Origin of the sequence: Thiocapsa bogorovii (assembly GCF_021228795.1) — a bacterium.
Taxonomy (GTDB): Bacteria; Pseudomonadota; Gammaproteobacteria; order Chromatiales; family Chromatiaceae; genus Thiocapsa; species Thiocapsa bogorovii.
The window spans coordinates 3,185,720-3,199,961 of record NZ_CP089309.1; the positions used below are offsets into that span (position 1 = coordinate 3,185,720).

Sequence of the window (14,242 nt, forward strand, 5' to 3'; positions counted from 1 at the left end):
CAATTGGAGCCCAAGACGGGCGGCGCTGTCGAGTCCGGTGCCGGCGGACATGTCGCGGGGTTATCGTCTGCGTCGACCCGCTCTCTTGCCAACAAACGGCACAAGGTGAAAACACTATTGGATTTTTTGTGTCAACAGGCTGCCTTGCTCGTAGGTTTACCCCCATCCCATTACGCAACACTTTAGGTGTGCAGTCTAAGGTATCGCTTTTGGATACTTTCCTGGGGCTTCGATGGGCTGGGCAGAAGCGGAATTTCAAGGACTTGCTCTGGGCGATGCGCGCCGCGAGCGCCGTGCAGTGCAGTTGATCGAGCGCTTGGCGGAGCGCCCGACGGCGAGCATCCCCGAGGCCTGCCGGGGCTGGGGCGAGACGCAGGCGGCGTATCGGTTTCTCGGCTCCGAGGCGCACGACTGGATGGACATCCTCGAGCCGCATCGTCGGTGCACCCGCACGCGCATGGCGGCGCACCCGGTGGTGTTGTGTCTGCAGGACACCACGGAGCTGGACTTCAACGGCCAAGGGATCGCCGGGCTCGGGCCGTTGAGCTACGAAGCGCAACGCGGGATGTACCTGCATCCGACCTATGCCGTGAGCCCGGCGCGCGAGCCGCTGGGCGTGCTCGATGCCTGGATGTGGGCACGCCAACCGAAAAGGGCCGGACGGGACCCGTGCCGGGGAAAAGGAAAGCATCCGCTGGCTCGAGGGGTATGCGCGCGTCGCCGAGCTGTTCTTCGCACCCGAGGAATGGCAGGCCGCCTACCTGTTGTCCGAGAAGCCTCTTCCGAAGAAGCCTCCGCGCCTCAATACCGTCGTCCGCCTGATCGCCGGCCTCGGCGGATTTCTCGGGGGCAAGGGCGACGGCGAGCCCGGCGTGAAGACGATTTGGCTCGGTCTGCAACGCATTACGGACTTCGCCGCGGGGCTCAGATATGCGCGACAGCTTCATGAGTTATGAGATGTGTGTAATGGGATGCGTGATAGCCTTGTACATCGACATCCCCGAGTACCTCTTGAATCGTTTGGAAAGGCGGTGGAGGGAGCCGGATCTCATCGGCATCGACATGCATGAACCAATCGTGACCGGATGTCTGCGCGATCTCGACCTTGCGCTGAAGGATCCGCTCCCAACGGTAGAATCCGTCGCGTGGTAGCGACTCGATTGCGATCAGGCCACGGCCAACATACTGCCGGGCGATCTCGACGGTCCCATCCGTCGATTCGTTGTCGAGGAGGTAGGTCTCGAACCCTTGACGAGTCAGGTTCTCGATGCACGCGCGCACAAACCGTCGCTCGTTGTAGGTTGCGAGGATAGCAAGAGCGGTGAGCTTGGCCACGATGATTCCTTCCGCGTTGTGGGCGCGACCTGACGCCCAAGGGATCGAGCGCCGATTCCGGGGGCCTTCGACTGGGCGATGCGTCTCGAAATACGGCTTCGTTTTGTTGTATCGTGTTGGCTATCCGAGCTCGTTCGAGCTCATCCGGGGCGGGCGCTTTAGGGACGGCCACCTCCTGACCCTCGGCAAGCTTATGATCCTGATCCCGGCGCACAACGAGGCCGCAACGATCGAGCGGATCGTGACCGAAGCGAGTGATCGCGTGGATCGTCCGGTGGTCGTCATCGATGACAACAGCAGCGACGACACGGCCGACCGCGCGCTTGCGGCCGGTGCCATCGTACTTCCGCTTGCGCTCCAGCTCGGCGCCTGGGGAGCTACTCAGGCCGGCCTTCGGTTTGCAGCGCGTCACGGCTGGCCGATCGCCGTCACGCTCGATGCCGACGGCCAACACGAGCCGGCCCTGATACCGGAATTGATCGCGCCCATCCGCGCCGGTGTGGCCGATGTCGTCATCGGGGCCTGCCCTTCGCGCGCGAGCGTAGGTCGCCGAATCGCCTGGCGCTACTTTCGCGCTCTGACCGGTATCGCCTTGGACGATATCACCTCCGGCTTTCGCGCCTATAATCGCCCGGCGATCGAGCGACTCTCATGTCCTGACGCCAGCTTGCTCGACTACCAAGACGTTGGCGTGCTGTTGATCTTGCGTCGTCAAGGTCTCCGCATCCAGGAGGTTCAAGTGCCGATGCAGTCACGCGGCGATGGCCGCTCGAGAATCTTCGATTCCTGGTGGACGGTCGGCCGATACATGATCCAAACAAGCCTGCTGTGTGTCGCCCGCATCGGCCACGGTCCGGCGCACCCTCAACCGGATGAGCCCAGGTCTCCCCTATGACCTATCAGTTGACGTCGATGGCCATCGGGTTGGCCGTTGCCGGCATCATCCTATGGCTGGTGCGGCGCGACCACCTTCACGGCCCTTACGCACTCTGGTGGATGGGCGCGGCTGCTGCGGTAGTCGTTTTGGGTTTCTGGCCACGGTCTTTCGATGTTCTGGCATTCTACCTGGGTGTCAGTTATCCGCCTATACTGGCGCTGATTCTGGGATTTGCCCTCCTGCTCATCAAGGTTCTGACGATGGACTTGGAACGATCGCGACAGGAGCGGCAGATTCGGAGACTGGCTCAAAGACTAGCGATGCTCGAGGCGCGTGACCCACACCTCGAGTCTTCCGGATGCGTCGCAGACGTTCGAAGCGAGGCTCCGGACTCCCTATCCGACTCCTGACAGCAATGCGGGTCCTGCACGTCGGCAAGTTCTATCCGCCGTTCGCCGGCGGCATGGAGTACTTTCTTTTCGATTTGATCGGCGCGCTGCGGGAGGGCGGCGTTGATGTTGCCGCCTTGGTGCATCACGAACGATTCGGTTGGACAGGAATCCGCCCCAACCCCTCGGAATCGGCCTCCGTCTACCGCGCCCCGACCTTCGGTCGATTGCTCTATGTCCCCCTAAGCCCAGCCTTTCCCTTCTGGTTAGATCGGGCGATTCGGGAGTTTGAGCCTGATCTGCTGCACCTCCATTTGCCCAACAGTTCGGCGCTCTTCGCGATGGCTCTGAGGCGAGCGCGACGCCTACCCTGGGTGGTTCATTGGCATGCCGACCTCGTCGCCTCCACGATCGATCGCCGTTTGGCATTGGCGTATCGAGCATATCGGCCGCTGGAGCAGAGGCTTCTGAGCCGGTCCGATGCTGTCGTGGCGACGTCTCCGACCTATTTGGTGGCGAGCGAACCTCTCAGGCCTTGGCGATCCCGCTGTACCACGATCCCTTTGGGGCTGGACCCAAGGCGGCTCTCCGATCCCGATCCGGATGATCTGGCGGAGATCACACCTCTTTGGGGGGCAGCGCCATTGCGCATACTGGCGATTGGTCGGTTGACCTACTACAAGGGTCATGAGGTCCTCATTCGGGCAATCTCGCGGTTACCCGAGGTCGGATGTCTCATCGTCGGTGCTGGAGAGAAACGCTCTTCGCTGCTGGACCTGACCCGTTCGCTCGAAGTCACCGATCGAGTACAACTGCTCGGATTTCGGTCCGAGCGAGTGCTTCGGGCGTTGCTCGCCAGCTGCGATCTGGTGTGCTTGCCCTCCCTGGAGCGCACGGAGGCGTTCGGTCTCGTGCTCCTCGAGGCCATGCGATTCTCGAAACCGGTCGTGGTCAGCGACATCCCGGGCTCAGGCACCGGTTGGCTGGTCCGCCGAGCCGGTCACGGTCTACTGACACCGCCGGGTGATGCGCAGGCGTTGGCGAACGCCTTGAGTCAGCTCAAGGCAGATCCGCAACAGCGGCGGGCGCTCGGGGTGCGAGGGGCCGCCGCACTTGTCGGTGAGTTCGGAATCGACGCGGTCTGCAGGCAGGTTCGTTCCTTGTATGAGGAGATTCTTGCCCGAACGAGCCAGGCTCGAGATTAAGACGCGGGGACCTCGTCGCGAGTTTGCAGCGACATCCAAACCGTCATCAGCCAGAAGATCAGGCCAGGGACGAAATGCAGAAACACCCGATTGATGCTGGTCGAGTCGGAAGCCCACGCGGCCGCATCGGTCCAGGCGAAAAGGCCAAAGAACGCGAAGAGGGAGGTCAGGACCCAAGTCAACCCCGCCCTTTGCCATGCTTCCGAACGACTTAAGGTGAGTTTGAATAGGCTCAAGGCGACCGCGATCGCCAAGAGGTAGGACAAAAGGTGCCAGTTTCCGTATAGGAGAAAGTGCCTAAGCATTGGCTCCCATGACTGGAGAGCGCTTAAGTTGAATTGGCCGAGATAGGGCAGCTCGATCCGATCGGGTCCAAGCTGTGCGAGACCCATGAACGGTATCTCGAAATCGATCCCTCCGGACATCCAAACCGCGAGCGCCAGGATCCCAATCAATGCCGCTGTTGCGATCAGCCAGCGTCCGCGGACCTTGGTGGCGAGCAGGGCAGGAAGAAACAGCAGCGCCCAAATCAGACCTTCGACTTTTATCGATAGGCTGACGGCCAGCAACATGACCGATAGTAATCCCTGTCGTCGATCGCCGTCGCGGCTCCAGTGAAGGAAAGACATGAACGCGAAGCCGAGCGTTGTCGCCAACCAGAGATCGGCATAGCCTGCAAGCGCGACGTGGGAGTTGAGCAAGGGGAGCGAGAGCAAGAGCCAGGTGAAGACGATCGCCGTTGGAGCGGGCGCCCCCCAAAAACGCACCTGTCCGTAAAAGCCGAGCGCCAACGCCAGGATGCAGCCCACCCAGGGCAGATTGGCGGCGGTCTCGTTCCACTGGCCAAAGGCCAAAACAGACCAGGTCGCAATCAAGGACACGGTCGTTGGATAGCGCCAGGCGGCGATCGTCTGGGCACGTCCGGAGTCATCCGCGAGCCAGTCGGAGGGTGCGATGAAAGGAACAAGCTCGCGTAATTCCGACCAGACGCGCGCGCGCAGCCCCCAGGTTGTCCAAGCGTCCCAGGGAAACAAAGGCTCCCACCATACCTCAAGTGCGAGTCCGGCAATACGCAGCACCAACCAGAGCAAGATCGCCCCGAGAAGGATTCGTTGCCCGACCGACAGGCGTTGCGCCGCCGTACCATATTCCGACCGAGCTACGGTCGCCGTAGCTCGGGATCGGAAGAGGTGAAACGCCAAGAGGGACATCAGTCCGAGGACAAGCAGCACGGGATAGACGGTCAACTCCGAGCCGAGTCGCCCCCAAAGGCCCAACAGCAGTGCTATCGCCGTCAAACCCAGGAGGTACCCGTATCCGATGAGCAATGGCCAGCGGCCGGGTTTCGGGACAGGCCAAAGCAGTCTCAACCATAAACACCCGGTGACCCCAGGCAAGGCAAGAGCGATTGCAACGCCGGGCCAGCCCATCGTTACGTTCCGACCCGCACTCGAAACAAGCTCCCGATCCGCGGTGCCTTCTCGATCAAATCGGCAGGAATCTCCTTCTTGCGTTCGACCAAGACACGCCGGCTTCGGTCGTAACGGACGCTCTTCAGCGAATCCATAACCAGTATGTAATCGCCCGGGCGCGTTAGCTTTCGGTTGGGTAGACCGGACAAGCCGGCATATGCCCTGTGCGGGGCGAGATGGTAGCGCAGCCGGGCCGGTGTGGCGCTGGTCGGGTCTGCACTCAGAATCATAATTCTCGCCGGATCCGAAGACAGACGAGCCAGCAAGGGTTGCAAGGCCCTGATAAGCCGCGCGTCCGGAGCCGCCTGAGCTCGCTCGGTTGTCGCCAACTCACCGTACCGACCCTGTGCCGCAATCAGCCTCTCGCCGAGTTCCCACTGCCAGCGCGCGTCCAGAGCAAACCATCCGATCAAAACAAACACGGCGAGACCGCTCGTCATTGCGACTTGAGAGGTCCGTCGAAACAGGATTCCGTAACATAGCAAACTAAGACCAATCCAGAGCGCTATCGTCGCGACAGGAGATATTGTCGAGCCCGCCGAGCGTGCGCGGTAGAAATTGATCGACTTCCCGCTCCAGGGTTCGAAAAAAGTCCAGGGTGCTGCGAGTTTCGAGAGCGAATCCGAAAAGGATGGTAGCCTAGATTCTAGTCTCAGCTCACGCACCGTCACGGTTTCCGCGATCGGCCCTCGAAGCATCAGCCCGAGCCCGACGATTTCGCCTTGCCACCGCGGCTCCGTGTCGAGTCGAACGCGCGCTTGATCAAGCTCCGCAGGAGTCAGCACCCGCGTCTTTCCCGCACGGGGATTGTCGCGCGTAGACCAAAATACAGTGGCCTCCTGCGCGCTTGCGAGGCCCGCGACGTTCCATGAGAGGACTCCGTAGCGACTCGAAGGAAAGCCATCCGATCGGCTCAGGACAGCCGCGGTATCGTCTGTACCGAGGTTGATGATCTTCCAACCCTCCGCGGTCTGTTCGCCTTGGCCGCGAACCAGATCCAGGTCGCTACTCGATAGGATTCGCGCCGGCGTTCTCGGGGCAAGGAGCAGCTGCTGGGAAAGCCAGAAACCGAACGCGACGAGCATCGCTCCCAGTAGAAAAGCCAACGCCAGCCGCGCTGGGATGCCGGTAGGGAGCGCTCTTTCCGCAATTCGGTCCTGCCCGCTCTGCCTCGGAAAATGGAACTCTTTCATACCTATTGCTCCGTGCTCGCGGTCTGCAATCCGATAAACCGTGCGCCGAGGAATTGCTGCTATGCTTTGCGCCTCGATCGAGGTCTAGATGCCGCTGCCGGTCCCCTCGCTGATGGCCCCGGCTTCGCCGTCATCGGGCGCACTGCGCCATCCGGAGGGCTGATGCCGCCAGCGTTCGGTCACGATCGGGGTTTCGTCATCCAAACCACCGGCCATGACAAACAGTTCGACAGGCATATCTTGCTCGAAGATCGAACGCAGTGCGTCGTCCAGGAATCGACCTCTTCAAAGGATGGTACCGCAATCGTGATCAATGGGTTCGAATCCATCAGGCATCCTCTTCTTGTCACCTCGCCCTCACGGCCGATCACCGCGACACTTCGGAGTTGTTAGGTGATTTCCGGGAAAAGATCTACCGGCAGAGCGGAACCAAGAAAAGCGTTCGAAGGCTCTGCTCGCTGTCGTCGCCGTTGTCGTGGTCGTGGTCGTGGTCGTCCGGAATCCGATAACGATAACGACGACGACGACAACGAAAAAGTGCGCCGGGGGTTGCTCGAGACTTGCGACCTTAGGGGCTGGATGCCGTCTGGGCATGCGCAGTCGGGATGCCGATTCTCGGAAATCGCCTTAGTGTTTCTTCTTAGAGCCCCGGCAGCTGAGTCGCGCTGGCCTCTCAGCCAAACCTTTTCGCTTGACTCTTCGAGCATGCCTTCAGCGAGTCGCGTTGGGTTGGGTTCGCGGCTAATCGCTGCAGTTCCAGCAGATTGCGTCGTGCCTCGATGCCCTCGGGTCAGCCACCAGGTTCGATCTCGCTCGTGCCGGCCCCGGCATCGGTCTTGGCTCGCTTCAGGGTTTCGCGGAGTTGGGTGCCGCGTCGGTGTCCGCCGTGTGGTGAGTCATGCCTCGATACCGCGCCTCCCTCACGACCCCGAGTTGTTCCGCGCGACGACAACGCTTGGATTGGCTTTAGGCCTCCAACTGGTCTAGAGTCGCCGTCGGCCCGCAGCAGGCGCATCGGGTATTGGCGTAAACGGAGAACCGTCGAATGACTTCGATTCCACCACCTGTGGTAAGAAATAGTAATGACGTGAACGGCCCGCGAGTCATGGGTAGGCAGTCCTCAGGGGTGATGGTATCGATCATCGTCACTTCCCTTGTGATTGCCATACCAATGACATCCGATGTGCGGATTGCGCGCGCAGACTCTGAGGTTGGCGCCGAGGTGCCAGTCCCGCTCGCCGGTAAGAATTCCTCGCCCGATGTTGTGGGTGAGCCATCAGAACTCGAACCGCTGGCGCCGGCCGCGTTGCAGCCATGGGTCACCGTTGTGGAGTCGGCTCCCGCCAGAAGGGTTATCGGTTCCGTGTCGATGCCGGAGGGATCGCCTTGGTGTGATGGCAAGCCAACCTACTGGTTGGTAGGTCATGACAACACGCCGGAGACACCCTGGTGTCAGCAGTCGGACGGCAGTTGGACGCAGCCTGGCATCGCAGTGTTGGACACAACCGATTCGCTTAATGCTATCGACGGTCCGGATAATATTGATCGGCATGACTGCGCCTCCCTCGACATTAATGACGACGCTTTTCCGGATCTCGTTTGCGTTGTTGGAGCCAATAAAGGAGAGGGGCTAGGCTTCAATGAGGTGTATGTTACCAAAGCAGACGGCGGCCTGAGCAAAATCTTGGAAGGCCATGGATTGCATAAATACCCAAGCATGAGAACACGTTTCGTCGTCCCGCTGGATGCCGCGGATGGCGGAAAACTGCTGTTCATTGCCAACCGTGGAGCGCCTCGCGCCGACGGGAAGACAAATGCGCATCGCCTTTTTCGGCTGGACCGGGAAAGCAAAGATGGGACCCCTGCTCCTTATTTCCACGAGGTCGATTCTCTCGGACCCTGGGTGCTCGAATATAAGGTGAGCTTTGCCTTGGCGGCGGACATCAGTCATGACGGGATCGCTGATCTCGTTGTCGGGGATGAGAACGGATCAGCCCGATTTTTTATTCAGTCAGGGGACATGCGTTGGCGCGCCATCAATCTCGGGGACATGAGAAAAACGACCACGAAATGGAATAACGCCCGAGTAGCCGATGTAACCAATGATGGCGTCGCGGATCTCATTGTGGTCGGGTCAACCCATTCAAAGCGAGCAGAGCCGTATCTACGCATATACGCCGGCAATCCGGACTTGCCTTATCTCTTTGATTTCGATAATCCTGTGTTCGAGTATCGCCCCAAATTTGATGCTGTGGATTTGGCGGTCTTGGACGTAAACCGCGACGGCCTTCTTGATGTCTACGTGGTTCAGAATGATCAATCAAAAGGCACCTATTGCGGCCCCCGCTTTAACCCGCGGGATTGGTGGGGTCGCGGTCCTCAACCACCTAAGGTCTTCGTTCCGCCCATCGATAAAGCGCAAGACCTGCTCTTTCTTGGGGAAAGTGTTTCTTCGAGCTACACTCCTCTGCGGTTGGAGCACGCCTTTCCCGGATGTGGTGGAATCGTCGAAGAATGGAACCAGCATTCGCTGATTCTCGCGCAGGGCAACTTCGCCAAACCCGGAGACAATTTGTTGCTGGAATGGTGAAGCTATCAGTTTCGACATTCAAACTCTGAGGCCGCAGGGTTCTCCTTGGGGCCGATTCACGACTTGGACCGACACGAAGTGAGTCAACCGTCATGACCAGGGTCAGGGATTTTCCTAGACTGCTCGCCGAGGTGCTGCCGGCGGATTGGAGAGCCGTACTCGCTTTCTATTTCGGATATGCTATCTCGGCGCTTGCATTGATTGTTTCGCTTTATCTTTTTCTCCCCATTCTCCGCAACACCAATGCGGCGGTGACACCTCTGATTGATTACGAGCTGAGTTTGGTGTCTGTTACGTTTCGATTTTCGTTGTCTTGGTGGGTGCCGTTCGGGCTCGTCGTCCTCTCAGCGGTTTTGTTGGCGATGAGTAAGCGACTCGAGTACCGAATCTGGAGCTTTGCGTATAACGAGTTCTGGCAACGATACCGCAGAGTCTTTGCCGTCGGCGCGGGGAAGACCATAAGGCCTCGCCGCCTGGAAAGAGCTGCCAGGGCTCGGGCAATGGCCTTGCGATGGTTGGCGCTGCTTGGGCTGGATCTGCTCAAGGCCATCGCATTGCTGTCGCTGCTGTTGATGCTGGAGCCGCGCGTTCTGCCCGTCGTTATGGTCGTTCTCTGCGTGCTGATGATCGTCTTTTATGGCGCGATCTGGGGCGAGGAAGCCGAGGCGAAAGCGGACTTGGAACCTGGAGCCCGAAACCTCGAAGACTTGGTCCGCCATCGGGTGCGCTTGGTCAATGCTCGGCAGGTTCTCTTTGCGTTGATGCCGATCACGATCCTGTCAATGCTGCTGCTATCTCGCCTAGGTGTCGGGATCCGCTTGGATCTTGCCGGTCTCTTGTTTCTCTCCTTTCTAATTTCGGCGCTTGGCAACACTCTTGGCGATGCCGTTCAGACACTCATTCGGGTGCAACAACTCGACGAATCCTTGCTCGCCAGCTGGGGTCCGTTAAGCCGAGGCGAGCAAGCAGCCTTTGTCGATGCCTTAGGCCGAGGGCCGATCGCGGCGACAAATGATGACTGTGATGATGACTGAATATCCCAGGTGTCACCGTATCGGCGTGGGGTTCACATAGGTTGATTGAGTCGGGAACGCCCGTTTTCATCGCCGTGGAGGTCAGCCTAATGACCTCGGATCCCAGCGGCCTCGGCCGTTACCTGCGGGCGTTATTGCCACCTCTTGTCGATCTAGCGGGTCTGCGTGCGGAGAGAGGTGCCTTTAAAGGCGTATAAATTGACATTGCTGCCTCGCTGTACGCGACACGCTTTCCAACCGGCCCGTTGACAGCCGGACTCGCTCCTGCGACAACGCGGCGGAAGAGAGGCGGCTTGTTCTGCTTATGGCAGACGGCTCGTTGCGCGGGGCCGAATAAGATCTGTTGTTTCAGCAGCGAGCCCGAGAGCGACATCGCGGAACTGACGAGCACTTTCTGACCATGATGGGCACAAATCATTGATGTCCACTCGATTGTCGATCTGATTCGGAAACTCTTGAGCGACGGCGATGATCTGTTCGGCAAGCGCCCCGGGATCATCCAAGGGGAAGTACTTGCACGCATTGCCGCCGATCTCTCTAAATACGGCGATATCGCTTGCAAGGATCGGCAGGCCATGAACCAGGCCCTCGACGATCGGTAAGCCAAACCCTTCTGCCCGGGAAGGGCAGACCAGACAGTCTGCGCGACGAAACGCATCCAGCAATTCGTCATCATCGGCATTCTCGAGGTGAAGCAGGCGACTTCCCTGGAGCGGGTGCTCGGCAAGGCGCTCCATGAAGCCCAGGTTTTCCCAGCCTGGTTTGCCTACGATAAGGAGCGAGAAGCTTCCTTTGTCCCATACTCTATCCATGGCATCGAGGAGCAGCGGATAGTTCTTGCGTGGCTCGATGGTGCCGACGGCGAGCACCACGAACCCAGGAAGAGCCTGGACGACCCGGCTTGGTGTCGTCGCGCGTTGCAGCCTGGACCGACCGAGATCCGAGCCTAGCCGGAAGCTGGCGCTGCGCCAGGGATGACCTCGCAGGGGTGGATGTTCGCGAAGGTAGCAATCCAGCGTTTGCCTTGTGGCCTCGGAGTTGGTGATGAAAAAGTCGGCCCGCTCAGCAATGGTGCGGAACCAGGCGACATAGCCATCGATGGTTTGTTGCTGACAGACCTCCGGAATGGTCAATGGAAAGAGATCATGAATCATGACGCCGAGGTGGAGACCGCTCCGTTGCTGCGCAGAAAAAAGAGCGGACAGCATGGCGCTGGAGTCCCAGGTCGAGTCGACAAGGACGACCACATCGCCGGGCCGGAAACGGACTCGGGTCGCCAACAGGACGCCGATCGGTAGTGTCAATAAACCGAATGCCCGGTAGAAGAAATCCGGGTTGTCTTTCCGCCTCAAATTGCCGTGAAGGCGATACCAAAGTCCGGAGAGCGCACGTCCAAGGGAATCCCGCAAGTAGCTCAAACGTCTCAGCAGCACCCGTGTCGAGGAATGGATGCCTAACGGGATAGGCAGTTTCTCGGCATGCGCCAAGACCCAACGCACGGCTGTGATGCACCGACCGAGAAGGCAGGCGAAGAATGCCACGAGAATGTTGACGGCGCGCAAGAATTGGTGCCGAAACTCCAGGATTCGCACCAGCGGATGCCTGGCATCGGTAAGTGGACGTCTCGGGCTAAAGAATCCGATACCTCCCCACACCAGGGGAGCCATCGTCACCTCTCTGTTCGACGCTGCCCTGCGCTGATTCGCCAAGCTTCGCGCAACCCGCCGTATGCCGCTAGTTCCTCCAGCAAGATAGGTGTGCGTACACTCAACAAAAAGTCGCCGGGGTGTAGACCTACGACCGATCACAACGGATAACCGTGCCGCTCGAGGTCGATTTTAAAGGTGTCTGCAATCCAGCGGTTCACCGCACGACTACGTTTGGCGATGTAGGCTTTCTGGTCGGCGTTCAGGTGCACTTGGTACTTCTCACCGCTCCCTTCCGACCTTAAGGCATCGAGTTGATTTTTGCGCTCCTTTCGGGGCAGTGCCCACCACCGCGCAAGGTCGTCCGAGGATGCTTGGACGCTTTCCAGCAGTGCAACCTGCTCGACCGTTAATGCGGTGTTGAAGTACTGTTGCTCCTGCGCGCGGGCCTCCTCGATGTCGATACCTAGAAAGCCTGCGATGTTTTGGAAAAAACCTTTCGAATCTTCCTGCAGGTCTTCGAGTAGAAAGACGCCGGTCCGGTCGACGCCAAGATGCTTCACGGCCAACTTGAGATTTTCGCCGAAGTCGAAGCGGTAATCATGCCCGTCCTTGGACTGTTTGCCATGCAGCCAGTCCTCGAACGACAGGAAGCTTGCGCCCTTTGGCATGGAATAATGTTTACCTTTGTGGGCACAGCCTTTAAGCGCCTGAAGATAAGCTGAGGGGAGCCGGGTCAGCGTATTGCGCAGCGTGAAGATGATGCGAAGACCCCCGAAAGCCGCTTCGGTGTTCACGAGAACGCGTTCGAAGCGCGCTCGCCGCTGTTGGCCAAGGCCCTCCCAGGAGCCAACGAGTCTTCTGTCACCGACATCCGCGAGACCGTCGAGCAGTTTAGCTCGTATCTGTCCTGGACTGAGCTCACCGCTAAGGTCATCCCAAAGGAGTGGACGGAGTGCCTCGTAGATTTGCGTGGAACGGCACCCGCGGGACTGATCGTAGCTTCCGCTTTTCCCAAGATAATAGATCCCCGAATGGTGGGTGAAGAGCGTGTTTTGTAGCGTCGTCGTTGCGGTCTTGGGAAGGCCGACATGCAGAAACAGCGGCGGCAGGTCTTTTGTTTTCCTAAATCGGACCGAAAACAGCCGCGAGGCGCGCGCGCTTAGGGTGCCGTGAATCTTTCCGGCTGACGATGCGGTCACGCCTGGAGGCGTCTCGCCGGCTTTTGGCCGATTGTCGACAGTTGTCCATTCATTGATCATGTCCCGGACGGTGCTTGCCATCTTTTCATGACGCGTGTTGACCCTGGCGGGATAATCAGAAAAGTCGTCCGGGAACAGGGGGCGCCGGCGGTCTGGAAACGCCAGTTTCGCGAGCTTCTCGTTGCTGTCGCGAAAACGACCGAAGAAGTCGAGAGCCTCTTGGCGAGAGGCTGGATAGATTTTTCCGCGATGTTGCTTGCTGATCAACGCGACCAGTCTCTCGCGGGCTGGGTTGCGGGGACTCGTCTCCGGCTGTGGCCATTGCCTGTTGAGCTCACGAAAAAGTTGAACGCCGCGGTCACTCAAAGACGAGTTGATTCTGCCGGGACGTTCCTTGCCTTCTATACTCAGCCCAGCCTTGGCACAGAAATCACTGATCAGGTCCCCCTGTTCAAGCTCTTCACGCTCGAACAGCCCCGGTGCCATGGCCTTTGTACCGAAGACTTCGGCCCAATTTTCGTATATCCGCCCGTAGTCGTAATAGTAGGGTAGCGTTGTCATGTCATCGTGCGGGAACACTGTCGGGTCAGGGTCACCGGACTTCAGCTTTGTCGAGTAGTGGCCGACCGCGACCCGGTCCTGTCGTCGGAAGTAGACGATGACGCGAAAGTCATGTGTCCAGCGGCCGAGCAGGTCTTTCAAGTCATGGATCAGCGCTTGGGACCTAAGTCGACTGTGGAAGTGTTCGCTCGACACCAATAATGTGTGCGCTTCATGGCAACGAGTCAGCTCCTCGTCGATGGCCTCGATGAGGCGTTCGCGGTAGTTGCGGGCATCAGTGCTGTTGTAGATATCGAGTTTCGCGCCGATGCCGGATTTCCATGGTCGTTCTGCAACGGCAGCGACGAAGCCCCATTGGCTTCCACCCTGCGTACCTGTGAAGCTTGGATAGATCACGCCCTGCTCCGCTAGGGCGGATCGATTCATCGATAGGAAATGTTGGATGCTGCTCGTTCCGGTCTTTTCTGTGCCGATGTGTAAAATACATCGTTGAATTTTTGGAATCATAGCTGTGTCGACTAGCGTAGGTGTTTTGCTAGGCATAATCACTCCAAAGCGGTGCCCGCTCCCACATGCCGTTCAGGGCCCTGGCTATTGTTAGGTTAGGATGCGCGCGGCATCGCGCACACTCAAGCCCGACCAAAACCGATTCCGGTCTCCTCCGACAGGTCCGAGGGCGTGTTGCGGCTGCCCGACCATCGAGGACAGAAGCGCGGGTAACGTCTGCCTTAATCGGAA

The 14,242-nt window shown here is 59.2% G+C and carries 10 protein-coding genes and 1 pseudogene; 6 read left to right on the plus strand and 5 right to left on the minus strand.

Annotation, left to right across the window (positions count from 1 at the left end; all coding sequences use genetic code 11):
* The first annotated feature begins 232 nt into the window (after positions 1-232).
* Positions 233-956 (plus strand): annotated as a pseudogene (locus tag LT988_RS14440) (IS4/Tn5 family transposase DNA-binding protein).
* Here LT988_RS14440 and LT988_RS14445 read toward each other — a convergent pair.
* Positions 925-1,335, minus strand: a complete 411-nt coding sequence (locus LT988_RS14445; protein WP_232406262.1) for a glycosyltransferase — start codon at positions 1,333-1,335, stop codon at positions 925-927. The pseudogene LT988_RS14440 and the gene LT988_RS14445 overlap by 32 nt on opposite strands.
* A gap of 103 nt (positions 1,336-1,438) precedes the next feature.
* On the opposite strand from LT988_RS14445, the gene LT988_RS14450 reads away from it, so the two are divergent.
* From LT988_RS14450 to LT988_RS14460, 3 genes are read left to right on the plus strand one after another with little or no spacing between them, the layout of a single operon-like run.
* Positions 1,439-2,230 carry a glycosyltransferase family 2 protein gene (locus LT988_RS14450; RefSeq protein ID WP_332460485.1) on the plus strand — a complete coding sequence of 264 codons (792 nt, stop codon included), beginning with the start codon at positions 1,439-1,441 and terminating at the stop codon, positions 2,228-2,230.
* Positions 2,227-2,622, plus strand: a complete 396-nt coding sequence (locus LT988_RS14455) for a DUF2304 domain-containing protein (protein WP_232406263.1) — start codon at positions 2,227-2,229, stop codon at positions 2,620-2,622. Before LT988_RS14450 ends, LT988_RS14455 begins: the two co-directional genes overlap by 4 nt.
* Positions 2,623-2,627: 5 nt before the next feature.
* Positions 2,628-3,806 (plus strand): glycosyltransferase, encoded by a 1,179-nt coding sequence (locus LT988_RS14460; protein ID WP_232406264.1) that lies wholly within the window; start codon positions 2,628-2,630, stop codon positions 3,804-3,806.
* Here LT988_RS14460 and LT988_RS14465 read toward each other — a convergent pair.
* Positions 3,803-5,176: a hypothetical protein gene (locus LT988_RS14465; RefSeq protein WP_232406265.1), complete on the minus strand. Its 1,374-nt coding sequence runs from the start codon at positions 5,174-5,176 to the stop codon at positions 3,803-3,805. The genes LT988_RS14460 and LT988_RS14465 overlap by 4 nt on opposite strands.
* 1,379 nt (positions 5,177-6,555) lie before the next feature.
* A complete protein-coding gene (locus LT988_RS14470; protein WP_232406266.1) occupies positions 6,556-6,708 on the minus strand; it encodes a hypothetical protein in 153 nt (50 codons plus the stop codon).
* A gap of 808 nt (positions 6,709-7,516) precedes the next feature.
* On the opposite strand from LT988_RS14470, the gene LT988_RS14475 reads away from it, so the two are divergent.
* Together LT988_RS14475 and LT988_RS14480 are read left to right on the plus strand one after the other, a co-directional pair.
* On the plus strand, positions 7,517-9,061 hold the full coding sequence (locus LT988_RS14475) for an FG-GAP repeat domain-containing protein (protein WP_232406267.1): 1,545 nt from the start codon (positions 7,517-7,519) through the stop codon (positions 9,059-9,061).
* 92 nt (positions 9,062-9,153) lie between these two features.
* Positions 9,154-10,095 carry a hypothetical protein gene (locus tag LT988_RS14480; protein WP_232406268.1) on the plus strand — a complete coding sequence of 314 codons (942 nt, stop codon included), beginning with the start codon at positions 9,154-9,156 and terminating at the stop codon, positions 10,093-10,095.
* A gap of 302 nt (positions 10,096-10,397) precedes the next feature.
* Here LT988_RS14480 and LT988_RS14485 read toward each other — a convergent pair whose 3' ends face one another.
* Both LT988_RS14485 and LT988_RS14490 read right to left on the minus strand, forming a co-directional pair.
* The gene (locus LT988_RS14485) at positions 10,398-11,762 is read right to left on the minus strand and encodes a glycosyltransferase family 4 protein (RefSeq protein ID WP_232406269.1); all 1,365 of its coding nucleotides are present in this window, start codon (positions 11,760-11,762) and stop codon (positions 10,398-10,400) included.
* A gap of 137 nt (positions 11,763-11,899) precedes the next feature.
* Positions 11,900-14,011 (minus strand): hypothetical protein, encoded by a 2,112-nt coding sequence (locus tag LT988_RS14490; RefSeq protein WP_232406270.1) that lies wholly within the window; start codon positions 14,009-14,011, stop codon positions 11,900-11,902.
* Positions 14,012-14,242: the final 231 nt, after the last annotated feature.